The organism is Flavobacterium terrae, assembly GCF_900142035.1.
GTDB lineage: Bacteria > Bacteroidota > Bacteroidia > Flavobacteriales > Flavobacteriaceae > Flavobacterium > Flavobacterium terrae.
In genome coordinates this window covers 291707-316727 of sequence record NZ_FQZI01000002.1, presented here as the reverse complement: position 1 = coordinate 316727, position 25021 = coordinate 291707, and the positions used below count along the sequence as shown (strand labels likewise).

Here is a 25021-nt window from a genome sequence, read left to right as displayed (position 1 = left end):
ATTTCAAATGAGAAAAACAATAATTGTAGCATTTTTATGCTTTTTAGGAATTACTCAAGTTAATGCACAGTCTAAATTTAGACCAGGAATTAGAGGAGGAGCTAACTTTGCTCATTTAACACAAACTGATAATCCAAATGAAAAATACAGTACTAGAACTGATTTTTATGTTGGAGCGTTTGGAGCATTAAATTTATCAAAAGTGTATACACTTCAACCTGAGATAAATTATTCTAGACAAGGAGCTAAATATGAATTTATTGACACAGATAATAGACGCTACAATTCAGAAATTAAAGTTTCTTATATATCACTTGGTGTAGCTAATAAATTCAAATTTGATAAGTTTAACATTCATCTTGGACCTACTCTTGATATTAAAGTTAAGGATGCTGGTAAAAAGCTAGGGAATACATATAATAATTATGATAATTACTACTATTATAATAATGATTTAACGGCTATTGATTTCGCTTTCTTTTTAGGAGCTGGATTTGATATTACAGAAAATTTCGGAATTGAAGCAAGAATTAAAAAAGGAATTATTCCTGTTAATGATAATGGTGACTGGGACTCTACAAATGTTGTTTTCCAAACAGGTATTACATACACATTCTAATAAAAAATAAAATTACAAACATGTTACTAAAAGATTTTTATACTGTCGAGAAATTAGAAAATGTTGCTGAAGGCAAGTACAATGCAGTTGTTTTGCTTAATAGAGAACACGACATTTTTAAAGGACATTTTCCAGGAAATCCTGTAACACCAGGTGTTTGTATGATGCAAATTATAAAAGAACTTTCTCAGGAAATCCTAGGAAGTTCTTTATTTATGAAAAGTTCATCGAATGTAAAGTTCATGGCACTTATCAACCCAGATAATAATCCAAAATTGGATTTAGAACTTGAAATTTCGGGTGATTTAACTTCTGAAATTAAAGTAAAAAACACCACAAAGTTTGAAGATACTGTAGCGTTAAAATTAACAAATACTTATATAAAGGCATAAGTTGAAATCTTTAGTATTAATATTGTTTACTGTCTTTTCTTTCATCCAAAACCCAACGGATGTAAGAGAACAATATTATGCCGCTTCAAAGAGTAAGCAAAATGCTGATAAGTTCTACAATTTACTAGTTAAGTATAACAAAGAAAATAAAACATTGCTTGCCTACAAAGGTGCTGCATTGGCTTTAAAATCTAAATACACTTCTGATAAAAAAGAAAAAAAAGAGCTATTTATTGAAGGAGTGACTACCATTGAGAACAGTGTAAAGCAAGAACCTAGCAACGCTGAAATCCGATTAATAAGATTAAGTGTTCAGGAGAATACACCTAAGTTTTTAAAATATAAAGCTAATATTGAGGAAGATAAAAAGATGATTCTAAATTCATTTGAAAAACAATCAAAAGATTTAAAGGAATATATCAAAATCTATGTCAATCAGTCTAAAATTTTTACCGAAGCCGAAAAGCAAAAAATAAAATAACACATGAATTCTGTAGTAACTGTTTCAGAAAGAATGACAAAATTGAATGTTTGTGTTATTATACCTACTTACAATAATCACAAAACATTGCAACGAGTTTTAGATGGAGTTTTAGAACTAACTAGTAATGTTATTGTGGTAAACGATGGTTCTACAGATACAACACCTCAAATTCTTGAAACTTACAAAGTAATAACCTTAATAAGTGTTGTTAAAAACCAAGGTAAAGGAAATGCTTTGAAAGAAGGATTTCGTAAAGCAAAAGAACTAGGTTTTGATCATGCCATTACAATCGATTCTGACGGTCAGCATTTTCCAGATGATATCACTGTTTTTCTTGATGCTCTTGAGCAAGAAGGAAAAGATATTTTGCTAATTGGAAGCCGAAATATGGCTCATGAAAGTGTTCCTAAAAAAAGTAGTTTCGGAAATAAATTTTCAAATTTCTGGTTTTGGTTTGAAACAGGTATCAAATTAAATGATACTCAGTCAGGATACAGACTTTATCCTTTGAATGCTATTCCGAAAAAGTTTTTTACTAAAAAATTTGAATTCGAAATAGAAGTGATTGTTCGTACTGCTTGGAATGGTGTTGATGTAAAAAACGTTCCTATCAAGGTATTGTATGATCCTTCAGAAAGGGTTTCGCATTTTAGACCATTTCGTGATTTTACTCGAATTAGTATATTAAATACTGTTTTAGTTCTTTTATTGTTTCTTTACATTAAGCCAAGAGATTTTTTTCGAAGTTTTAAAAAAAAAAGTTTTAAAGAGTTTCTAAAAGATGATGTGCTGTCCAGTTCAGATTCTAATTTAAAAAAAGCACTTTCCATTGCTCTAGGCGTTTTTTGTGGTATTGCTCCTTTTTGGGGTTTTCAAACTGCAATTGTAATTTCAATAGCAGTTCTTCTTCGTTGGAACAAAGCACTGGCTTTTACTTTTTCAAATATAAGTATTCCACCTATGATTCCTTTTGTTATTTATGGATCGTTAAAAGTGGGAGGATTGTTTGTAGAAGATAAAGCAAAATTTAGTTTTGGTGACCCTATCACTTTTAGTCATATTAAAACAAATATTTTTCAATACCTAATAGGTAGTTTTATTTTAGCAACTGTTATGGCATTTATTTTTGGAGTTGGAAGTTATTTAGTACTTTCGCTTTCCAAAAAATCAAGAGAGTAAATGCATCGTTTTTTTATTAAAATTCATCAATTTGTAGAGCAAAATAAATGGTTGGCAGTTTCAATTGCGGCTTCTGTTTTGTTGTTTTTTGGTTTTTTAGCTTCGAGAATTAAGTTTGAAGAAGACATTACAAGGATAATTCCTAAAAATGAAAAGGCAGATGTTACTGCAAAAGTGCTTCAGCAATTAAAATTTTCTGATAAAATTACGGTTATAATCGAGAAAGATAAAAATGGGTCTGTTGATGATTTATCTGAAGTTGCCGATATTTTTTTAGACTCTGTTCAAAGCTGTAATGACTACATAAAAGATATTCAAGGAAAAGTAGACGAAGAAAATATTCAAGAAACTTTTCAGTTTGTTTATGATAACCTTCCTTTATTTTTAACGGATAAAGATTACCAACAAATTCAGCAAAAAATAAACAATGATAGTATTGCTAATCAAGTTGATAAAAACTACAGAACTTTAATTTCACCCACAGGAATTGTCGCTAAAGATTTTATAGTAAATGACCCATTAGGAATTTCATTCATAGCACTTAAAAAATTACAACAATTAAGTGTTGGCGATGAATTTCAGCTTAAGAATGGTTATGTTATTACAAAAGATGAGTCTAAACTCTTACTTTTTATCAATCCTAAATTGGGAGGAAGTGAAACAGAAAACAATACATTTTTCGCCAATAAATTGTATTCGATTCAAGAAGCGTTAAACAATCAGTTTAAGCAAAAAGTTTCAGTTGATTATTTTGGCTCTTCATTAATTGCTGTTGCTAATGCAAAGCAAATAAAAACGGATATTATCACAACCATTTTTGCATCTTTGGGGGCTTTATTGTTGATTTTAATTCTTTTTTATAGAAAACTATATGTTCCTATAATTATATTCATTCCTACCTTATTTGGAGTAGCAATTGCTATAACGAGTTTAGTTTTTTTAAAAGGGACAATTTCAGCCATTTCGTTGAGTGTTGGTGCGGTTTTATTGGGAGTAACTATAGATTATTCGTTACATATTATGACGCATTATCGTCATAATAGTGATGTAGAAACATTATACAAGGATATTACCATGCCTTTAATTATGAGTAGTTCAACAACAGCTTTGGCATTTTTATGTTTGTTGTTTGTAAACTCAGAAGCTCTAAAAGATCTAGGTGTATTTGCGGCTATTAGTGTAATGGTATCAGCAATTTTTTCTTTATTGATAATTCCACATTTGTATAAACCAAAAACCGATGAAACAATTGAACGAAAAACAGTGTTAGATAAAGTAGCTGGTTTTTCATTCGAAAAGAATAAGTTTTTAATCATTACAAGCATAATCGTAGTGATAGTAAGCTTTTTTACTTTTGGAAATGTTAAGTTTAATAACAATTTATCGGATTTAAATTTTATTCCTTCTGAGATAAAGAAAGCCGAATCAAAACTTGAAGGTTCTTCTAATTTAACTTCAAAATCAATTTATTTGGCTTCATATGGAAATTCATTTGAAGAGGCTTTGCAAAACAATAGTAAACTTTTTCAAAATCTTTCAAGCCAAAAAGACAAGAAGCAAATTTTAAACTTCAGCTCGATTGGTGGTGTAGTTTTCTCTAAAGAAGAACAACTTAAAAAAATACAACAATGGAATTCTTTTTGGACTACTCAGAAAAAAGAATTTGTAAAGAGTAAATTAATAAGTTCAGGAAGTTCTTTAGGCTTTAAGCCTGAGACGCATCAAAAATTTTACGATTTATTAAGCAAAAAATTCGAACCAATTGGTTTTGCTGAATATGCTTCGATGAAAGCTTTGTTTTTGAATGAATTTGTTACCGAAAAAAATGGTTTTTATACTATTTCGTCAGTAGCAAAAGTTTCGAATGAGCAAAGAGACAATTTTGTAAAAAAAATGGATTCACACAAGGAGGTGATAACCATAGATCGTCAACAAATGAACGAAACCTTTTTGGGCAAACTTCGTGACGATTTTAATAGCTTAATCAATTTTTCTTTTATAGCTGTTGTTGTTATCTTATTTGTATTTTTTAGACGTATAGAATTAGTTATTGTAAGTACTATTCCAATTGTTATTACAGGAGTTGTGACAGCAGGAATTATGAGTGTTTTCGACATTCAACTTAATATTTTTAGTTTAATCGTTTGTACATTAATTTTTGGTCATGGAGTCGATTTTAGTATTTTCATGACAAGTGCTTTACAAAAAGAATATACTACTGGAAAAAATGAAATGAAAACCTATCGTATTTCGATCATTTTAGCGGCACTTACAACTATTTTGGCAATTGGTGCATTAGTTTTTGCGAAGCATCCTGCATTAAAGTCAATCTCTTCTGTATCTTTAATTGGAGTGTTTGCGGCTTTAATCATAACATTTATAGTTTATCCAATTTTATTTAGATTTTGCTTTTTTAATAGAGTGAAAAAAGGAAATGTACCGGTTACTATTTTTACTTTTTTACATTCGGTTGTTTCATTATTGTATTATAGTTTGGGAGGTATTTTGTTATCAACTTTTGGCCGTTTTTTATTAAAAATTATACCGGCTAATGCTGAAAAGAAAATGCTTTTCTTTAGAAAGTTAATGGCAAAATTTGTGACTTCGGTTTTATATTCGAATCCTTTTGTTAAAAAACAAGTAATAAATAAAGTTGGAGAGAAATTTGAGAAGCCAGCTATTATAATTGCGAATCATACTTCGGTGTTAGATACTTTGGCTTTAGGAATGGTGACTCATAAAATTGTGTATTTGGTAAATGATTGGGTTTACAATTCACCAATTTTTGGCAAAGCTGTTCGTGCTATGGGATATTATCCAGTTTCACAAGGAATTGAAGGAGGAGTAGATCATCTTCGTGAAAAAATAGAACAAGGTTATTCTTTAATGATTTTCCCTGAAGGCACTCGTTCAGATGATAATGTAGTTAAGCGTTTTCATAAAGGAGCCTTTTTCTTAGCGCAAGAATACAATTTAGATATCTTACCAATTTACATTCACGGAAATTCAGAGACTGCTCCAAAAGGAGATTTTATGATTCACAATGAAAGTATAACTGTTGTTATAGAAGATAGAATAAAAGCTTCTGATGCTTCTTTTGGTTCAGATTATACAGAAAGATCTAAAAAAATAAATAAATTTTACCGTCAGCAATTTTCGAAGATAAGAGAAGAATTTGAAGGCGAAAACTACTTTAGAAATAAATTGTTCTCAAGTTTTTTATATAAAGAAGACGAGATTGTTAAAGCTGTAAAAACTGATTTTGAGAAAAATAAAACAGTGTATTATCATTTAAACAAAGTCATAACGGATAGTGCAAGGTTAATGCATTTAGGAAATGATTATGGGCAAATTGATTTTATGCTTGCTATTAATGAGCCAAAACGTAAAATTCAAAGCTATATTTCTAATTTAGATAATCGAGAAATAGCTTCGACTAATTATTTGGTTAAAAAGAGAGAAATAAAGTATTTGGATTCATTTGAATTAAATGATGGAAAATATTCTGACTTGCTTATTTCTGATGTGGAAACAAACGAATTAGAAAATTTAGCTTTACCTTCAACAGTAAATAAAATCATTTTGGTTTCAAATTCTGAATATAAAAATCATTTTGAAAATTTAGGTTTCAAACTTGAAACTGAAAACCATAACATTATAGTTTTAGTAAAGTAATTTTGGAGAACAAATACGACATAGTTATTATAGGTAGTGGTCTGGGAGGTCTTGTGTCTGCTATTATTTTAGCGAAAGAAGGTAAAAAAGTTTGTGTTCTTGAAAAAAACAATCAGTACGGAGGAAATTTACAAACCTTTGTACGTGATAAAACTATTTTTGATACTGGAATTCACTATATAGGAGGACTCGAAAAAGGTCAAAATCTTCACGGATATTTTTCCTATATAGGTATTATGGATCAACTTCGTTTAAAAAAAATGGATGAAGACGGTTATGATTTCATAACGTTTGATGACGATTCAAACGAATATCCACATGCTCAAGGCTATGATAATTTTGTTAAACAGTTAAAGGAGTTTTTCCCTGAAGAAGAAGAAACAATAAAGAAATATTGTGATTATTTGCAATACACCTGCGATTCTTTCCCGTTGTATAATATGGTGCTGGGAGAAGGATACCAACAGGAAATCTTATCAATCAATGCAAAGTCATACTTTGATGAGTTAACTGATAATGATAAGTTAAAGGCTGTTCTTGCAGGTTCTAACTTTTTGTATGCCGGAATTGCTGATAAGACACCTTTTTATGTACATGCTCTTTCGGTAAACTCTTACATGCAAAGTTCATGGAGATGTATTAATGGAGGAAGTCAAATCACAAAACAATTGATTAAACAACTTAGACACTATGGTGGTGAAATTTATAAACATAGTGAAGTTGTTGGTTTTGGATTTGAAGAAGAAAAGCTTGTTTCTGTAAAAACTAAAAATGGGAAAACCTATTTTGGAGATGTTTTTATATCTAACATAGAGCCAAAAACTACACTTAAAATGGTAGGAGAAGATAGGTTGAGAAAATCTTACTATAAACGTATTCAAGAAATAGAAGTTTTAACCGCTCCTTTTAGTATTTACATAGTTTTTAAGCCAGAATCCTTTAAGTACATAAACCATAATTTTTACCATTTTAAAGATTCTAACAAAATTTGGGATACTGCTAATTATACTGAACATTCTTGGCCAGAGAGTTATATGGTTTCAATGAATGTATCTGAAGAAAACCAAGTTTGGGCAGAAAGTATGACTGGTATAACTTATATGCGTTATGAAGAAATGATGCAATGGGAAAACACACACAATACCGTTGCAGAAAAGGAAGAGAGAGGGGAAGAGTATGAAAAGTTCAAAGCTCAAAAAACTGTAATATTTTTAAAAGAAATTGAGAAAAAATTCCCTGGAATTAGAGATTGCATTAAATCGATTCATGCTTCTACACCTTTATCTTATAGAGATTATATAGGCGGTCATCATGGAAATTTATATGGATATGTGAAGGATTCAAGTAATCCTATGAAAACATTTATTTCACCTAAAACTAAAATAGAAAACTTATTTTTAACAGGCCAAAGCATTAATATGCATGGTGTTTTAGGAGTTACTATTGGAGCTGTGGTAACCTGTTCTGAAATTGTGGGTAGAGAATACCTGATTCAAAAAATAAATCAAGAATTGGAAGATAAGCAATGAGAAAAGTAATTCATTTAATACTTATTCTTGGAGTTTTACTATCATTATCATCTTGTGGAACTTCTAAATCAATTCATCATCAACCTAAAGTTACAGGATACAATCAAGCAATTCCTGGTGTTGTAAAACATTCAGATACTGTTTTCTCATCAGGGACAAATTACTTGGTAAAAAACAAACAAAACATTTGGGAATTATATGTCTCTGGTGATCCATTACAACGTGGATTATTGATGGGAGCTTTAGCTGAACCATTGGTCAAAAAGCAAGAAAGTCTTTTCTTTTCTAAAGTAAAAGAAATTGTACCTTCAAATTTTAAACAAAATCTACTTCGCCAATTTTTAAAATGGTATAATAGAAAGTTGTATTTGAATGTTCCAGAAGAGTATAAAACTGAAATTTATGGTGTTTCTCAATATGCTTCAGATGATTTCAATTCGATTGCTCCTAAGTACTTAAGAAGCCTTTATTTGCACGGAGCACATGACATTGGTCACGCAATGCAAGATTTGGCATTGGTGGGTTGTTCCTCATTGGCATTATGGGGTGATAAAACCGAAGATGGAGAGCTTTTGTTAGGCAGAAATTTTGATTTTTATGCAGGAGATGAATTCGCAAAAGACAAAGTAGTTGCTTTTATAAAACCAGATTCTGGGCATCCATTTATGATGGTTACTTGGGGCGGAATGATTGGCGTGGTTTCAGGAATGAACAAGGAAGGACTTACAATTACTATCAATGCTGGTAAATCCAAAATTCCTTTGGTTGCTAAGACACCTATTTCTATTGTAGCTCGCGAAATTTTACAATATGCTTCGACTATTAATGAAGCCATAGCAATTGCAAAAAAGCGTCAGGTTTTTGTTTCAGAATCTATTATGATTGGAAGCGCAAGGGATAAAAAAGCAGTTTTGATAGAGATGTCACCAAAACAATTTGGTGTTTATGAAGTACCCAATCAAAACAATCAATTAGTTTGTACCAATCATTTTCAAAGTGATGTTTACAAAGACGATGAGCGAAATAATGAACACATTATAGAAAGTCATTCAAAATATCGTTACGATAGAGTTGAGGAGTTACTTGATAAGCAAGATAAGATGAATCCTCAAAAAATGGCAGATATCTTAAGGAATAAAGAAGGATTGCACAATAAGAAAATTGGTTACGGAAACGAAAAATCATTGAACCAATTGTTGGCACACCATGCCATAATTTTTAAACCTGAAAGTAGAATGGTCTGGGTTTCGTCAAATCCATATCAGTTAGGAGATTTTGTGGCGTATGATCTAAATAAAATTTTCAGTAAAAAAGAAAATGATTTTGTAGCTTTAGCCACTGATTCTTTAACTATTCCAAGAGATAAATTTGTTTATTCTGAGGAGTTTAAGAATTATGAAAAGTACAGAGTACAAAGTATTACTTTTGATAAAATAATTGATGAAGAGGGAGTAGCATCACCTGAATTTATTTCGGATTATCAAAAGTTAAATCCAGAACATTGGATTGTATATTATAAAGCAGGAGACTATTATTATCAGAAGAAAGAATTTCAAAAGGCAAAAGAACAATTTGAAACTGCTTTGACCAAAGAAATTACTACACTTACTGATAAAAAAAACATAGAAAAATATCTTAAAAAGATAAATAAAAAATTGAAATGATTCCGGTAATAGAAAAAGCATCAAAAGGAGAGATAAAAGAGTTTCAGGAGAAGAAGCTTAGGGAATTACTGGTTTATTTAAGTGAAAATTCACCGTATTATAAAGCATTATTCCAAAATGAAGGCATCAATATCAATGACGTAAATTCGATTGAGGATTTGCAAAAAATCCCCGTTACTAGTAAAACCGATTTGCAGCAATATAACGATGACTTTTTTTGTGTGCCAATGCATAAAATTATAGATTATGCTACTACTTCTGGTACTTTAGGAAGTCCTGTAACTTTTGGATTGACAGATGAAGATCTCGAAAGATTAGCCTACAACGAAGCTATTTCTTTTGCTTGTGCAGGAATCAAGGAAGGCGATGTAGTCCAATTGATGACTACCATGGACAGAAGATTCATGGCTGGTTTGGCGTATTTTCTGGGTTTACGAAAACTAAAAGCTGGTGTTATACGTGTTGGAGCCGGAATACCAGAATTACAATGGGATTCTATTTTAAAATACAATCCAAAGTATTTAATCGCTGTACCTTCATTTTTATTGAAGATGATTGAGTATGCAGAGCATAATAATATAGATTATAACAATTCGAGTATTGAAGGAGTTGTATGTATTGGAGAATCGTTGCGTAACCAAGACTTTTCGCCTTCTATTTTGGCGGAAAAAATAACCAATAAGTGGAAAATTAAACTGTATTCTACCTATGCATCTACCGAAATGAGTACGGCTTTTACCGAATGTGAAGCTTTCTCTGGAGGTCATCATCATCCTGAATTAATCATTACCGAAATTCTTGATGATAACGATAATCCCGTTGCGGAAGGCGAAAGCGGAGAGCTTACCATTACAACGCTAGGAGTAGAAGGTATGCCTTTATTGCGTTTTAAAACTGGTGATATTGTAAAACTGCATCCAGAACCTTGTCAGTGTGGTAGAAATACATATCGAATAGGTCCTGTTGTGGGAAGAAAACAACACATGATTAAATATAAAGGAACAACCTTGTATCCGCCAGCAATGCACGATTTGTTGAATTACTTTGAAGCCATACAAAATCATGTAATCGAAATTTCGACTAACGATTTAGGAACCGATGAGATATTAATCAAAATAGCTTCTTCAAAAGCTTCTGAGGAATTATTGTCTGAAATCAAGGATCATTTTAGAGCCAAACTTAGAGTAACTCCTAAAGTCGAATTTGTGCCTTCAGATCAACTTAATAAAATTATTTTTACTCCTATGAGTAGAAAACCTATAACCTTTATAGACAAAAGAAATTAACCTAATGAAAACTGTTCTTATAACTGGAGCTTCAAGTGGAATTGGAGCAGCTACAGCTAAATATTTCTCAACAAACGGATGGCATGTAATTGCCACGATGACTTGTTTAGATCATGGAAAAGATGTGGTGGCATTGCCTAATGTGAGCAGTTATCTTTTAGATGTGACATCTACCGAGAGTATTGAGAAGGCCAAAGCTGAAATCTTAGCCAACCATAAAACTATCGATGTAATTATCAATAATGCAGGTATAGGTTATAGAAGTTTTGTTGAACTTTCTGAAGATGATAAAATAAAGCACATTGTAGATGTGAATTGGTTGGGAGTGGTAAAAATTTGTCGCGCCTTTATTCCGGTTTTTAGAGAGCAGCAATTTGGACAGTTTATCAATATTTCTTCTATTGCGGGATTGGTAAATTTACCGTTGGGAAGCTTTTATCATTCCACAAAAAAAGCAGTAGAAAGCTTTTCCGAATGTATGTCGTATGAATTATTGGATTTCAATATCAGCGTAAGTACAGTGCAGTTTGGCAATGCACCAACAGCGTTTCAGAGCCAAGTTGTAAAATCAGAAACTGGTGGCATTAAATCGTATGAGAATTTAATGAAAAAAGTTACGGATATCCTTCATAAAAAGACAAAGAAAAACACCAATCTTACTCCAGAGATAACCAAAACTCTTTTTAACATTGCAAATAACCCTAAAAAGAACTTTACACGTTATGCTGTAGGTTTTGATGCCAATGCAATGAAAATACTTCGCTCAAAATTGGGCTATCGATTGTTTAATTCGGTGATTAGAAAATCGGTGTTAGGATAGTACTTGTATATTGTTTAAAAGCAATAAGAGTTAATAGATTAAATCAAAAAAATCCATGAAAAATATTATTTTTATACTAACTGTTGTTTTTACATTGTATTCTTGTAATTCTAATAAGGATGGAAATCAAAACATCCAAACGATGGATCCTAATGATATTCAAATTGGTGAAGTAGTTCATGATTCATTGACAAAGGAGCAGATTGATAAAATTAAAATAATTCAATCAACATTTGCAGAAGTAATTCCAGTAAGCTTAGAGGAAACCATTACAAATTTCAAAAGAGATCAAAATCCTGATAATGAAATTACTATTTGGTTGCAAATGGCTGACACTTATAAAAAGTATGTAAGTTCTAAACAAGAAAAATTGGATTTGAATACTAAAAAAGAAGTATTTAAACTCATTTTGTCACGTTCAATGATGTCTGATGATGAAGCAATTATTAATTCTAAGTTGACTGTTTTGACAGAAAATGAGGCAAGAAAAGTTTTGAGTTATTATACTGTGTCACCAGACCCAATTGATGTTGCTAAAAAACCATGATAGCTTAGATTTGCAATCCGAGTTTTTCGCACGGAAAATATTTCCGCGCTATCGGTTGTTCTTCTATTTATAACTATCAAAATTAAATTTTTCTGGCATCTTATAAGAACCAGTAAATTGTTTATTATTCTTATCAATTTCGTTTTCAAAATGTATATAATTTCTACTTGCATAGGCATAGCCTAAAACTACATTCTTTGTTTGTTTTAATTTAAATTTTAAGTATATATGTCCAGGCTTTTCTATGAGACCACCTGCATATTTTGCTAATTTCAAATTCTTTTTGAGGCTTTCAAGTTCTTTTTTAGTTAATTGATGTTTACCGTTGATATTCTCAATCATTACTGATTCAATATTATCTATAGGAAAAATGTCATTAAGTGTTTTTGGTTCAAAATCTTGCTCTAAATTTGGAGTAATGAACGAAAAGAGAAAACATGCAAGGATGGAAATGTAATATGTAGATTTTTTCATGATTATTTTTTAATTACTGGAAATGGTTACGGTAGCTAGAATTTGTAATCTGAATTTTCACACGGAAAACATTTCCGCACTATGGTATGGGTTTATTCGATTATTACCTTCTGTTTTTCATCACTATAAAGAAGTAAAACCAGCCCTAGAGCAAAAAGTAAACAGTTTAATACCATTAGCACCCCATTTTTCAATATAAAAAAAGAAAAACCTACTGCGGGTGCTCCTGTCATTACCATTAGTGAACTTATGGGATTGGTTTTGATAAAATTTGATGCATGTAATGCTAATCCTATAAATAATAATGAAGGGCCAACAATAATAAATGGCAACAAAATAGATGGCGTATTGCTTATATGTTCACTTAATTGAGCTTTTGCAACATCATCATCTCCAAAACTCCACATTATAAAGTCAATAGTACAAAGACCTATGTGGGCAATAACACCTAAAGTTGTCAAAAAAGAAGCGACAGTATTAAGATTGTTTTTTGGAAATACTTTATTAAATGAAATGAGTAATACTGCGCCAATTAAGTTGAACCAATGTGCAAAATCTATAGGTTTTTGAAAATATGCAAGTTTTGAACCTTGTGAAAACATAATATAACTCACAACAAAGAAGAACAATCCGATTAAGCAAATAATTTTTGGTTTCATATTTTTTTGATGGAAGATAATTGTTTTTAATTTATCGTATTTATTTTTTTATTCTTTTAAGGATATTGATGAGTCACGATAGCCCAGATTTGCAGTCCGAGTTTTTTTACGGAAAACATTTCCGCACTATCAGGATGTTTATCTCCTATAATATTTTAAAATGCATAACCTAAACTAACTCCAAAACTAATCTTAAATTTTTCATTTGGATTTTGTTTCCAAATAAATATTGGAAAGCCTTGAGCTACAATTCCACTATTTGACATAAATCGATAACCAAGGCTTAATGAATAATCAGATTGAAACTTCTTATAAACAACGTTTGGTTCTAACGAAGTATCTATGAAATTTTTGCTAAAAATAGGGGTGTAGCCAAATTTTATTTGAGCAAAATGATCTCTTTTGCCAAATAAAACTCCACCAAATACAGGCAAACTAGTCGTAGCAGGAAACCTTATATTACTTTCTTTATCAGCACCAGGATTTCTTCCAACACCGATCCCTAATAGATATATAAATTTACTGTTGTAGTTTGTGAAAAGTCTTTCGTAATTTATAGAAATAATACTTTCTGAGTGACCAGAAATTTCTATGCTAGCACTATTATTTATATTTTCAGTTGAAAAATTTTGGCAAAATGAATTTTGAAAAGTAAGTAATAATATGATAAGGAATTTATTCATTTTAGTTTAGCTAAACCAGTAGTTAACAATTATGGTTTGGATTTGCAATTCAAGTTTTTGCCAGGATTATTAATGTGCCTATTTTTACTACTAATTTATGTAAAATCCTTAAAACTTAAAATAATAAAAAAAGGCCTATAATTTAGGCCTTTTTGTTTTATCAATTTTTTTAGAAGAAGGAAGCTGTTTAATTCCCATGTTGTAGAAAGTAAATGCTTGCATGTCTACATTTTCCTGTATCGTCGCAGAAACAGATTTTCCTGCGCCATGCCCCGCATTGATATCGATGCGTATCAAAGCAGGATTACTTCCTGATTGTTTTTCCTGTAACTCGGCAGCAAATTTAAAACTGTGTGCAGGAACAACTCGGTCATCATGGTCTCCAGTTGTAACCATTGTTGCGGGATATTGTACTCCTTTTTTAACGTTGTGTACAGGTGAATAACCTTTTAAGTATTCAAACATTTCTTTTGAGTCTTCAGCGGTACCATAATCATAAGCCCAACCAGCACCTGCGGTAAAAGTGTGGTAACGTAACATGTCCATTACACCTACTGCTGGTAACGCTACTTTTATTAAGTCTGGACGTTGTGTCATAGTAGCCCCTACTAATAAACCTCCGTTAGATCCTCCTTTAATTGCTAAGAAATCTTTTGAAGTGTATTTGCTCTTTGTTAAATATTCTGCAGCAGCGATAAAGTCGTCAAATACATTTTGCTTTTGCATTTTAGTTCCTGCCACGTGCCATTTTTTACCATATTCGCCACCACCTCTTAAATTAGGCACAGCATAAACACCACCGTTTTCTAACCATACTGCGTTCGCAATGCTAAAACTTGGTGTTAAGCTAATATTGAAACCACCATATCCATAAAGAATAGTTGGATTTTTACCGTCTAATTTCAGACCTTTTTTATGTGTGATGATCATTGGAACTTTTGTACCGTCTTTTGAAGTGTAAAACACTTGTTTTGACTCATAATCCTCTGAATTGAAATCTACTTTAGGTTTTTGATAGATGTCTGATTTTCCCCCATTAGGTTCAAACGAGTAGATTGTTCCTGGCGTAATATAATTTGTGAAAGAGTAGTACAATGTTTTTTCTTCTTTTTTACCTCCAAAACCACTAGCTGTTCCAATTCCTGGTAACGAAATCTCACGCACTAATTTCCCTGAATAATCGTATTGTTTGATTAACGAAACCGCGTCTTTCATGTAATTAGCAAAAAAATAGCCTCCTCCAGTAGTTGGCGAAAGTACATTTTCTGTTTCAGGAATAAATTCTTTCCAATTTTCTTGTTTAGGATTTGAAAGATCTACGGTAACTACTTTTTTGTTTGGAGCATCTAAATCGGTTACAATAAATAATTTTGTCCCTTCATTCTCGATAATATAGCTTGAATTTTTAAAGTTGTCTACGATTGTGATAATTGGGTTGTTTTCTTGCGTTAAATCTTTAATGTAAAGCTCGTTTCCGTAAGTAGAATTAGCTGCTGTAATGATTAAATAGTTATCATCATCTGTTACGTTTCCGCCTACATACCTTCTTTTTTGGTCGGCTCCAAAAATGACTTTGTCATCTTTTTGTGAAGTGCCCAGTTTGTGGTAATATAATTTATGTTGGTCTGTTTTGGCAGATAATTCACTTCCTTTTGGTTTGTCATAGCTAGAGTAGTAGAAGCCTTCGTTTCCTCTCCAAGATACACCACTGAATTTTACATCAACAATGGTGTCTTCAAGTATTTTTTTACTCATAGCATCCATGATGATAACTTTTCTCCAGTCGCTTCCGCCTTCAGAAATCGCATAGGCTACTTTAGAGCCATCTCTTGAAAAATCGACTCCTCCCAATGATGTTGTCCCATCTTTTGAAAAAGTATTTGGATCAAGAAAGACCTCTTCCTTTCCATTTTTATCTTTTCTATATAAAACCGATTGATTTTGTAATCCGTTGTTTTTATAGTAATATGTGAATTCACCTTCTTTAAATGGGGAACCTATCTTTTCGTAGTTCCATAATTTTTCCATTCTTTCTTTGATGGCATTTCGGTACGGAATTTTATCGAGATAACCGTAAGTAACTTCGTTCTGTGCTTTAACCCATTTTTCTGTCTCAGCAGATCGGTCATCTTCTAACCAACGGTATGGATCGTTTACTTTATTATCAAAATAATTATCAATATGATCTATTTTTTTTGTTTCGGGGTACTTTATTGAACTTTTTTGTTGGGATGTTTGGGAACTCATGGATAAGCTACAAATTATTGCAGTTAAGGTTAGTGAATTTTTCATAGTCGTTTTTTTGATTGACTACGAATTTAATGAAATTAGTTGTTAGAGTTTTGTTAAAAGAACTAATTGATGAATTATGTCTGTTCGAGTATTTTTTATTTTATAAATGTTTTGTTTTGTAATTTTTTGTTTTATATTTGCACCCGCTTTCGGGGTGTAGCGTAGCCCGGTCATCGCGCCTGGTTTGGGACCAGGAGGTCGCAGGTTCGAATCCTGCCACCCCGACGAAAGTTAAATCCTCATTGTGTTTGCAGTGAGGATTTTTTTATTTACAGTTTTTGTTTATAAAACTATTGAAAACTGTAATGGAACTTTGTTTACTATAGTTTTTAAATTGATTATTTTTGGTGCTCAAAAAAAATATTATGTCAGATTCTATAGAAAAAATTAAGTGTTTGATTATTGGTTCTGGACCTGCTGGTTATACAGCAGCTATCTATGCGGCTAGAGCTAATATGAATCCAGTATTATATCAAGGTACTCAACCTGGTGGTCAGTTAACAACGACTAATGAAGTAGAAAATTTTCCGGGTTATCCAGAAGGGGTTACGGGACCTGAAATGATGGTTCAATTGCAAGAGCAAGCAAAACGATTTGGAACAGATATTCGTGATGGATGGGCTACTAAAGTTGATTTTTCAGGAGATGTTCACAAAGTTTGGATTAACGATACTAAAGAATTACACTGCGAAACAGTAATTATTTCGACAGGTGCTTCGGCTAAATATCTTGGATTGCCTTCAGAACAACATTATTTAAACATGGGTGGTGGAGTTTCTGCTTGTGCGGTATGTGACGGATTCTTTTACAGAAATCAAGAAGTGGTAATTGTTGGAGCAGGGGATAGTGCTTGTGAAGAAGCACATTACTTGGCTAAAATGTGTAAAAAAGTAACAATGTTGGTACGTAGCGAACAGTTTAGAGCTTCAAAAATTATGGAAGCACGCGTTCGTAAAACTGAAAACATCGAAATTTTAATGCATACAGAAACTGATGAGGTTTTAGGAGATGGCCAAGTGGTTACTGGTGTTAGAGTTATTGATAGAGCAACAGGAGAGAAAAAAGAGATTCCAGCTACTGGTTTCTTTGTGGCTATTGGTCATAAACCCAATACAGATATCTTTAAAGAGTATATCACTCTTGATGAAACTGGATACATTATAAATGAACCAGGAACTTCAAAAACAAATGTGCCTGGTGTATTTGTAGCTGGTGATGCAGCAGATCATGTATATCGTCAAGCGATTACAGCTGCAGGAACTGGATGTATGGCAGCATTAGATGCTGAACGTTATTTAGCTGCTAAAGAACATTAATAACTTTCCATAATAATAAAAAAGCCAGCTTTAAAGCTGGCTTTTTTATTATTAACAGTAGATTTCAGCAAATCGTATTAACTGAATTAGTTTTATCGAGATAAAGATAAAATCGAATAGTAGTAATATTTTTAAGTTTATTTTAAAATATTTTGATATTCTACTTTCTTCAATTTTAAGTAGTCTGTAGAATATTTTCAAAGCTATTACAAGTACAATTACTAAAATTAAATTAGAAAATAATAGACCCCAAAAATAAATGAAGGGAGGTTCGATTAATTCACTATACAAAGAACAAGGAGCGCCTAAATTGAAAGTTGAAATAAAAAAAAGTAATAATATAGAAACTGCTACATAGAAATAATTTACTATTAAAAATAATAAACTAGGAGGTTTCATTTTACTTTGACTTTTTTCTTAAAATGGCATCGTCACCAAATTTTTTAATTTCAATTTTTGGATCGCCATAAATATCAACTTCGCTTTTTCCAGATGCCGTAATACTTAAGTTACCATTGGTATTAACAGCACATTTTGTATATGACTCTGTAGTTAGGTTTAAGCTTTTTGAAGTGAGTTTTTGTCCGTTGTAACTAGCATTGTTGTCTAATCGAAGTTTCATGTCATTTGTTGTGCCTTCAATAGTAGCATCTGCTTTTTGATAAAGATCAATTTTTAATTTGTTAAGTGTAACTAATGCTTTAAGTTCAGTGTTTTTACTCATTTCTATAGAAGCATCGTCACTTTTCAAGTTTAATTCGATTTTAGATTTATCATTAGCAATTAATGAGAAGTTAGGAGAATCTACATTAAGATATGCTTTAGAATAATCATAAGTTTTAATAGTTACGTTGCTTAAAGCAAGTCCTGATGGAGCATTGATTTTTGTTTCGTGTTTACTACTAATTAGTTTTAAACTATCTGTGTAGGTTATTCGAACTTCTAATTTTTTAAAAGAAGAAATATCTTTATTTGTGTTTAAACGTAAAACAGTGCCATATAGTTTATAATCAATTGCAGCATGTAAATTATCGTCTGTTTCGATTTCTAAACCACTTTTATCACCTTTAACTAAAAATATTTCAAGGTTATCTTCTGCTTCAATTTGATCAAAGCTTCCTATTTTTTTTCGTTCAGTAGTAGTGATTTTTGAACCCTTTATTTTTTCTTTTTTTTGGGCAAAAATAAGAGTAGAGGATAGGGTTAATAGTAGTAGGAGTGTAAATTTTTTCATTTTTGAGGCATTTTGATTCTACACAAATATATAAAAAAACACCAGCAAAGCTGATGTTTTTTATTTTGATATTTATTTTGTCGAGACACTTCCGCCAGAGCTTTCTTGCTTGCTAATCGTTTTAGGAACTTTTGCATATTCTATACTTGAACCGCTTGAAGCTTGAGCTTTTAAGTTTAGTATTGGGCTTACTTCAGTATTGCTGCCACTTGTACTTTGCGAGTGAACATTGTTTGCTAAAAGATTCGTTGCATCTATGGTACTTCCGCTCGATGATAAAGTGGATAATTCAATTGCTTTTCCAGAAACTGTAAGTGTACTTCCGCTAGTAGATTCTAAAGATAAGTTTTCAGATTCTATTTCGGCTTTTAATGAACTTCCACTACTTGATTTAAGATGAATATTGTTTCCTTTGATAACACCACTAGTTTTTAAACTAGAACCACTTGTAGTTTCAATTTCATCAACTATTGGCATATATATGTAAACTGTTTTTGATTTTACATTTTTGTAGTTGTTGTATTCAGAATCTATGACAAGAGTGCCGTTTTCTACTTTTGTAATAATTCCTTCTTGAAGATTGTCATCTGCTTCTACTACAACTTTAAAAGCATCTGCTTGTTTTACTTCACAGTCTAAACCTCTTTTTAATTCTATTTTTGTAAAATCGTCAACTTTTCTTTCTTTGGAAACTACATTTCCACTTCCTGTAATTGCATTGCCACCAAATGACATGTTGCAAGAACTAAATAGCAATGCTACGCATGTGACTATTATTAATTTTGTTAGATGAATCATTAGTTTTATCATAATAGTATTTTTTAGTTGTTTATTTTGATTTTATAATGTCACCAGTGGTAACAGTTGCTTTTTTGATTGTTTTTTTTTGAGAACCTAAATATAAGTCAAAATTTGAAAAATATGAAGGAATACCTTCTGCTTTATGGTCGATGCTGTTTCTAACTTCAAAATGTAAGTGAGGAAAAAACGAACTTCCAGAAGTTCCTATTTGACCAATGACTTCCCCTTGTTTTATTTTATCTCCCTTTTTAAGATGTTTTGAACTGTTGTTTTGTAAATGTGCATACATGCTTAAAACATTATTGTTGTGTTTTATAACAATATAATTACCATACAAGGCAAGTGGATTATTCTTCAGAGAAGGTACATCAAATTGCTTGTCGTCTTTTTGATTCGTTTCTATAGCAATTATCTCTCCATCTGCAACAGCTAAAACTTCTTTACCAAAACCAATCCATTCTGTGTTATTTTCCCCTTTTCCAGAATATTGATTGTTGTTTTGATCTAAAACAGCAAAGTCATAAGCGTATCGCATGAAATTTGAAGAAAAACCCAGTTGTTTGATGAAATCAAATTCATAATCAAAGCGACGATGGTGTGAGTTTAAATCATGTGCGTCATATACCAATAATTTCTCTTTTAAAGGCAAAATAAAATTGTCAGGTTGAGAGTATTTTTTTGGTTCAATGATATGCTTTAACTCTATCGAATCATTAAAAATGAAATTATATTCAAGTTTTTCAGTTACTGAATTTATTTCAGGAAATGGGTTAAATAGTAGCTTCTGAGAAACACCATTCCAAACTGTAGAAGGAATGGTGTTTATACTTGGAGCTGTTCCGTTATTGTCTAAGAACTTTTGTTGAATTAGCACATTGTTTTTGTCTAAACAATGAATTTCAACTTTGGTTAATTTTAATGTATCAGCAGAACTATTTGTGATTTTGAAATCGAAGTTCACAAAACTACTGTTATTAACTATTTCTATTAATGGGTCTTTAGGAAAATGTTCAATTTTGATCGAATTTTGAGCAGAAACTAAACTACCCATTGATAGTAACCCCAATAATAAAAGTGATTGATCGATTTTTTGATTGATGATTTGCATTAATTATTTAGTTTTGATGATGATACCATCTTCATTAATTTTTAATTCTTTAATTTCTTTAGAATTTGAAATTACAGTGTCTCTTTTAATTTTTACTCCGTTTTCATCTATGATAACAGTGTGGCTTTTGTTGTCTTCTACATCGTCCCACTCGTTCTCATCAACAGGACAGTTTAAGCATTTAACTTTGCTGTCTTCAACTTTGTAAGTGTATTTGTCAGAACTGTAGTGTAAATTGAAAAAGTCATTGTCTGAGCTATCAAAATCTTCAACACTTTCATGGGGTTTAAAATAAGTTCCTTTTGGTAAGTATAAATAAATCATTACTTCTTGTCCACGGAATTTGTTTTTTACTTCTGTCAGGAAATAGTTGTCAAAAATTATTTTATTTCCTTCAACTTTAAATTTGTATTCAATGTTTGATGCTCTTTGTTTAGCTTCTGAAAACGATTTTCCGTTTGATTCTTTTTCAATTTGAATATAGGCTTGTTTTTCATCTGTTGGTAGAACTTCAAAATTAATGTCGTTTGAATAAATAACATCTCTACCTAAAGAATCTTGAACAAATTCAAAATCTACATTATGATAATTATGTTTAGTGAAGTAATCATTGTTTTTGAATTTTACTTCTAAAGTATCATTAGGTTTTAAATTAATCATTTCTTTAGTAACAACTTTATTTTCAAAAGCTACCTCAGATGCTTGACGAACTCCAAGAGTGATTAATACACCTACTGATAAAATCCATAAAGCTAGCAATGTATATTTTGCAATATTTCCGATAGATTTTAAATGAGGAACTAAAATTTTTAATCCTAAAAGTATTAATAAGAAAAATGGAATTCCGATAGCTAAAAAGAACATGAATGCAATTAGCCACATTGAAGTATTAGTATAATTGAATGTGTTAAAATAATCTAACCAAGGCATGCTTAAGTTAGAAGTTGATCCTAATGTTATTAAGCTAATTAATAAGCCTATAATGGTAACGCTTCCAATAAATATCATAATTGCGCCTATGAATTTAGAAAAGACTTTCATAATGCTTATAATTACATCACCTAGAGAGTTTCCAACTCTCTGAGCACCATTTTTAACATTTTCGCTCATTTTGCTATAATCTGCTCCCTTGAACCTCTCAGAGAGAGCATCAAGTTCCTCCTTTACTTTTTTTTCAATATTAGAAACAGTTATTGGTTCTCCCATCATTTCTAATTTTTCAGATGTTGTTACTGCTTCAGGAGTTACTGCCCAAAGAATAATATATATTAACAAGGATGTACCAGCTGTTACAAAAGGAGAAACTATAAACAATATTCTTATCCAAACAGTATCAATCCCAAAATAATGTGATAACCCTGTACAAACTCCTCCAATTATACTTTTGTCTTTATCTCGGTATAATTTTTTTGATTTGCTACTATAGGTATAGTTTGATTGAGCTGTTGTTGGGCCATCTTCAATTTTATAATCTTCAGGTTGTCCCATGATAGCGATAACATCGTCTACATCTTTAAGGCTAAGAACTTGTTTGCTATTTACTAGTTTTTCAGAAAATAATTCTGAAACTCTACTTTCAATATCGTTCATGATTTCGTCACGTCCTTCACTTGAAAGTGAACTGCGTATCGCCTCAAAATAACGATTCAATTTTTGATAAGCATCTTCATCTATATGGAAAAAGAAGCCTCCTAGATTCATATTTACTGTCTTGTTCATAGCTTTTAGTTTTGTGATGTTATTGTGTTTACAGCCCCGGCTAATTCGTTCCAGGTTACGTTTAATTCTTTTAAAAATTCATGCCCTTCTTCGGTTAATCCGTAATATTTTCTTGGTGGACCTGATGTTGATTCTTCCCAACGGTAAGTTAATAATCCGTCGTTTTTTAATCTAGTTAATAGGGGATATACTGTTCCTTCCACTACTAGTAACTTTGCGTTTTTCAGAGTGTCAAGAATTTCTGAAGTGTAGGCATCTTTTTCTTTTAGTACTGATAAGATGCAGAACTCTAAAACTCCTTTGCGCATCTGAGCTTTTGTGTTCTCAATGTTCATAAGATTTCTTTTTTTGTTGTTAAACTGTTCATTTTTTGATTGATGATGATTGATGATGATGATTGATGATTGATGATTGAAACTTAACTTATTTTATAAAGTTGATTGTTAAAGGGTATCTGAAATATTCTCCTTCGTTAGCTTTAATGGCTCCATAAATAATATAGAAAAACTCTACTACTTTAAGAACAACAAATAATGCTCCGCAGATGAATCCAAAAACACCTAAACCAATTAGGTTGTTAATTTGCATGTTGTCTAAAACTATATTGCCACTTTCTAATTCTGACCAAGTAAAATTACTTAATACGGTTCCTACAATTGTTGGGATTGCTAAAATGCCTAGAAATATACTATACATTAAAATACTTAATTGAAAGTTTAATATTTGTTTACCATTGTAGTCAATAAATGAAGATTCTTTCTTTTTAGTAGACCATAAAATGAATGGTACTATATAATTACCAAAAGGAATTATGAATTTTGTAAAAGCACTTAATTGTAAAAGTGATGCATAATTTTTTTCGTGTTTTGTGATAGTTAATGTTTCCATGATTGATTGTTTTTATTTGATTAATTATGTTTAATAATTATTGAAACTGAATAATACTGTCTTTAGCTTATTAATTTCTTATACAAAGATAAGGTAAAAAACAGGTACTATGCAAAACAAAGTAATGTAATTTAACATAAAATTAACAATTAAAAATATTAGGCGCGCATAGTATTTTTTTGTAGATTAGCGAAAAATATAGCGTTATGAAGTTTACACCAGCAAAATTGAATACTTTTTTATTTTTCAAATTACCTTCGGCTTTTTGGTCTGGAGTTCGTGTTAAAGTTATCGAGGATACAAAATGTGTAGCTTCTGTTAAACATCGTTGGTTTAATCAAAATCCATTTAACTCAATGTATTTTGCTGTTCAAGCTATGGCTGCCGAATTGACTACTGGTGCTTTAGTAATGAAGCAAATAAAAGATAGTGGCAAAAGTATTTCGATGCTTGTGGCTAATAATAAAGGGACGTTTACTAAAAAAGCAACAGGTAGAATTACTTTTACTTGTACAGATGGGCATTTAATTACAGAAGCAATTAAAAATACTATTGCTACTGGAGAGGGGCAAACTTTTTGGATGAAATCTATCGGAACAGATGAAAAAGGAGATCAAGTTTCAATAATGGAATTTGAATGGACAATTCGTGTTAAAAAATAAATAGACAAAAGTTAAAATACCTACAATTAGCAAATACTTATGACAATCTTTCTGTAAATTTGAAAGAAAAGTCCTAAGCTATGAAAGTTTTAATTACAGGTGCAACTGGTTTAGTTGGCAAGGGAGTTGTGGATTTACTTTTGCAAAATGGTGTAAAAATTAACTACTTAACTACTTCCAAAAACAAAATACAATACCAGCCTAATTATAATGGTTTTTATTGGAATCCAGAAGCAGGAGTTATAGATGAGAATTGCTTAATAGGTGTTGATGTAATTATTAACCTCGCAGGTTCTACTATTGCTCAAAGATGGACTTCAAAAAACAAAGAAGATATTTTAGAAAGTAGAATTCTATCTGCAAATCTTTTATATAATACTTTAAAGCATAATCCGCATAGTGTAACTCAGGTCATATCGGCTTCAGCTATTGGAATTTATCCAAGTGATCTTACTTATTTATATACAGAAGAATTTACTGGTTTTAAAGATACATTTTTAAGTAATGTAGTCTCAAAATGGGAAGATTCAGTCAATCAAATTAATCGTCTAGAGATAAAAGTTTGTAAGTTTAGAATAGGTTTAGTTTTGTCTAAGGATGGTGGTGTTTTGGCTCAAATGATTAAGCCCATAAAAATGGCAATGGGATCACCTTTTGGTTCTGGTAAACAAATGCAGTCATGGATTCATATTAAAGACTTAGCTGCAATGTTTTTATTTGCAATTGATAAAAAATTAGATGGAGTATATAATGCAGTTGCTCCCAATCCTATAACAAATAAAGAATTAACGACCGAAATAGCGGAAGCTTGTGATGTTCCTTTGCTGTTGCCAAATATTCCTAAATTTATGCTTAAATTTATTTTAGGAGAAATGCATTTGTTACTTGTGGATAGTCAAAATGTTAGTTCAGCTAAAATCCAAGCCGAAGGTTTTGAATTTAAGTTTAATTCAATCCGATCGGCTTTAGAAGAAATATTAGCTAAATAGC

General features: G+C 31.2%; 23 protein-coding genes and 1 tRNA gene. 14 read left to right on the top strand and 10 right to left on the bottom strand.

Translation table 11 applies throughout. The annotated features are described in order from the left end of the window. The first annotated feature begins 7 nt into the window (after positions 1–7). Genes BUC09_RS05725 through BUC09_RS05680 form a run of 10 tightly spaced genes read left to right on the top strand, consistent with a single transcriptional unit; the run spans position 8 to position 12195 of the window. On the top strand, positions 8–619 hold the full coding sequence (locus BUC09_RS05725; RefSeq protein WP_073309564.1) for a porin family protein: 612 nt from the start codon (positions 8–10) through the stop codon (positions 617–619). 20 nt (positions 620–639) lie between these two features. Next, positions 640–1011, top strand: a complete 372-nt coding sequence (locus BUC09_RS05720) for an ApeI family dehydratase (RefSeq protein WP_073309562.1) — start codon at positions 640–642, stop codon at positions 1009–1011. A 1-nt stretch (position 1012) separates the two neighbouring features. Beyond that, positions 1013–1492 carry a hypothetical protein gene (locus tag BUC09_RS05715; RefSeq protein WP_073309560.1) on the top strand — a complete coding sequence of 160 codons (480 nt, stop codon included), beginning with the start codon at positions 1013–1015 and terminating at the stop codon, positions 1490–1492. A 3-nt stretch (positions 1493–1495) separates the two neighbouring features. Then, a complete protein-coding gene (locus BUC09_RS05710; protein WP_073309558.1) occupies positions 1496–2674 on the top strand; it encodes a DUF2062 domain-containing protein in 1179 nt (392 codons plus the stop codon). Then, complete coding sequence (locus tag BUC09_RS05705) at positions 2675–6349, top strand: 1-acyl-sn-glycerol-3-phosphate acyltransferase (RefSeq protein WP_073309556.1); 3675 nt, start codon at positions 2675–2677, stop codon at positions 6347–6349. Between the two features lie 2 nt (positions 6350–6351). Beyond that, positions 6352–7878, top strand: coding sequence for a phytoene desaturase family protein (locus tag BUC09_RS05700; RefSeq protein ID WP_073309554.1), 1527 nt, complete (start codon positions 6352–6354; stop codon positions 7876–7878). Then, positions 7875–9542: a C45 family autoproteolytic acyltransferase/hydrolase gene (locus BUC09_RS05695; protein WP_073309552.1), complete on the top strand. Its 1668-nt coding sequence runs from the start codon at positions 7875–7877 to the stop codon at positions 9540–9542. Before BUC09_RS05700 ends, BUC09_RS05695 begins: the two co-directional genes overlap by 4 nt. Further along, complete coding sequence (locus BUC09_RS05690) at positions 9539–10828, top strand: flexirubin biosynthesis putative acyl-CoA ligase FlxY (protein ID WP_073309550.1); 1290 nt, start codon at positions 9539–9541, stop codon at positions 10826–10828. Before BUC09_RS05695 ends, BUC09_RS05690 begins: the two co-directional genes overlap by 4 nt. 4 nt (positions 10829–10832) lie before the next feature. Beyond that, positions 10833–11648 (top strand): SDR family NAD(P)-dependent oxidoreductase, encoded by an 816-nt coding sequence (locus BUC09_RS05685; protein WP_073309548.1) that lies wholly within the window; start codon positions 10833–10835, stop codon positions 11646–11648. Between the two features lie 55 nt (positions 11649–11703). Then, a complete protein-coding gene (locus BUC09_RS05680; protein ID WP_073309546.1) occupies positions 11704–12195 on the top strand; it encodes a hypothetical protein in 492 nt (163 codons plus the stop codon). A gap of 63 nt (positions 12196–12258) precedes the next feature. Here the strand turns inward: BUC09_RS05680 and BUC09_RS05675 are convergent, their stop codons facing one another. The 4 genes from BUC09_RS05675 to BUC09_RS05660 all read right to left on the bottom strand — a co-directional run bounded on the left by BUC09_RS05675 (position 12259) and on the right by BUC09_RS05660 (position 16258). Further along, positions 12259–12669: a hypothetical protein gene (locus tag BUC09_RS05675; protein ID WP_073309544.1), complete on the bottom strand. Its 411-nt coding sequence runs from the start codon at positions 12667–12669 to the stop codon at positions 12259–12261. A 92-nt stretch (positions 12670–12761) separates the two neighbouring features. After that, the gene (locus BUC09_RS05670) at positions 12762–13328 is read right to left on the bottom strand and encodes a hypothetical protein (protein ID WP_073309542.1); all 567 of its coding nucleotides are present in this window, start codon (positions 13326–13328) and stop codon (positions 12762–12764) included. Positions 13329–13483: 155 nt separating this feature from the next. Then, positions 13484–14011: a hypothetical protein gene (locus BUC09_RS05665; RefSeq protein ID WP_073309540.1), complete on the bottom strand. Its 528-nt coding sequence runs from the start codon at positions 14009–14011 to the stop codon at positions 13484–13486. Between the two features lie 135 nt (positions 14012–14146). Then, positions 14147–16258: a prolyl oligopeptidase family serine peptidase gene (locus BUC09_RS05660; RefSeq protein WP_234972532.1), complete on the bottom strand. Its 2112-nt coding sequence runs from the start codon at positions 16256–16258 to the stop codon at positions 14147–14149. Positions 16259–16453: 195 nt separating this feature from the next. On the opposite strand from BUC09_RS05660, the gene BUC09_RS05655 reads away from it, so the two are divergent. After that, positions 16454–16528 (top strand) — tRNA-Pro (locus BUC09_RS05655). Between the two features lie 140 nt (positions 16529–16668). After that, a complete protein-coding gene (gene trxB / locus BUC09_RS05650) occupies positions 16669–17619 on the top strand; it encodes a thioredoxin-disulfide reductase (RefSeq protein ID WP_073309536.1) in 951 nt (316 codons plus the stop codon). Positions 17620–18019: 400 nt separating this feature from the next. Here trxB and BUC09_RS05645 read toward each other — a convergent pair whose 3' ends face one another. From BUC09_RS05645 to BUC09_RS05620, 6 genes are all read right to left on the bottom strand, one after another. Then, complete coding sequence (locus BUC09_RS05645; protein WP_073309535.1) at positions 18020–18853, bottom strand: GIN domain-containing protein; 834 nt, start codon at positions 18851–18853, stop codon at positions 18020–18022. Positions 18854–18925: 72 nt separating this feature from the next. Then, on the bottom strand, positions 18926–19663 hold the full coding sequence (locus tag BUC09_RS05640) for a head GIN domain-containing protein (protein WP_073309533.1): 738 nt from the start codon (positions 19661–19663) through the stop codon (positions 18926–18928). Between the two features lie 19 nt (positions 19664–19682). Beyond that, positions 19683–20762 (bottom strand): M23 family metallopeptidase, encoded by a 1080-nt coding sequence (locus BUC09_RS05635; RefSeq protein ID WP_073309531.1) that lies wholly within the window; start codon positions 20760–20762, stop codon positions 19683–19685. A 3-nt stretch (positions 20763–20765) separates the two neighbouring features. Next, complete coding sequence (locus BUC09_RS05630; RefSeq protein ID WP_073309529.1) at positions 20766–22481, bottom strand: PspC domain-containing protein; 1716 nt, start codon at positions 22479–22481, stop codon at positions 20766–20768. A 5-nt stretch (positions 22482–22486) separates the two neighbouring features. Beyond that, positions 22487–22816, bottom strand: coding sequence for a PadR family transcriptional regulator (locus BUC09_RS05625; RefSeq protein WP_073309528.1), 330 nt, complete (start codon positions 22814–22816; stop codon positions 22487–22489). An 88-nt stretch (positions 22817–22904) separates the two neighbouring features. Beyond that, the gene (locus BUC09_RS05620) at positions 22905–23369 is read right to left on the bottom strand and encodes a DUF4870 domain-containing protein (RefSeq protein ID WP_073309526.1); all 465 of its coding nucleotides are present in this window, start codon (positions 23367–23369) and stop codon (positions 22905–22907) included. 206 nt (positions 23370–23575) lie between these two features. On the opposite strand from BUC09_RS05620, the gene BUC09_RS05615 reads away from it, so the two are divergent. Both BUC09_RS05615 and BUC09_RS05610 read left to right on the top strand, forming a co-directional pair. Beyond that, a complete protein-coding gene (locus BUC09_RS05615) occupies positions 23576–24031 on the top strand; it encodes a DUF4442 domain-containing protein (protein WP_073309524.1) in 456 nt (151 codons plus the stop codon). 80 nt (positions 24032–24111) lie between these two features. Next, positions 24112–25020 carry a TIGR01777 family oxidoreductase gene (locus BUC09_RS05610; RefSeq protein WP_073309522.1) on the top strand — a complete coding sequence of 303 codons (909 nt, stop codon included), beginning with the start codon at positions 24112–24114 and terminating at the stop codon, positions 25018–25020. Position 25021 lies beyond the last annotated feature (1 nt).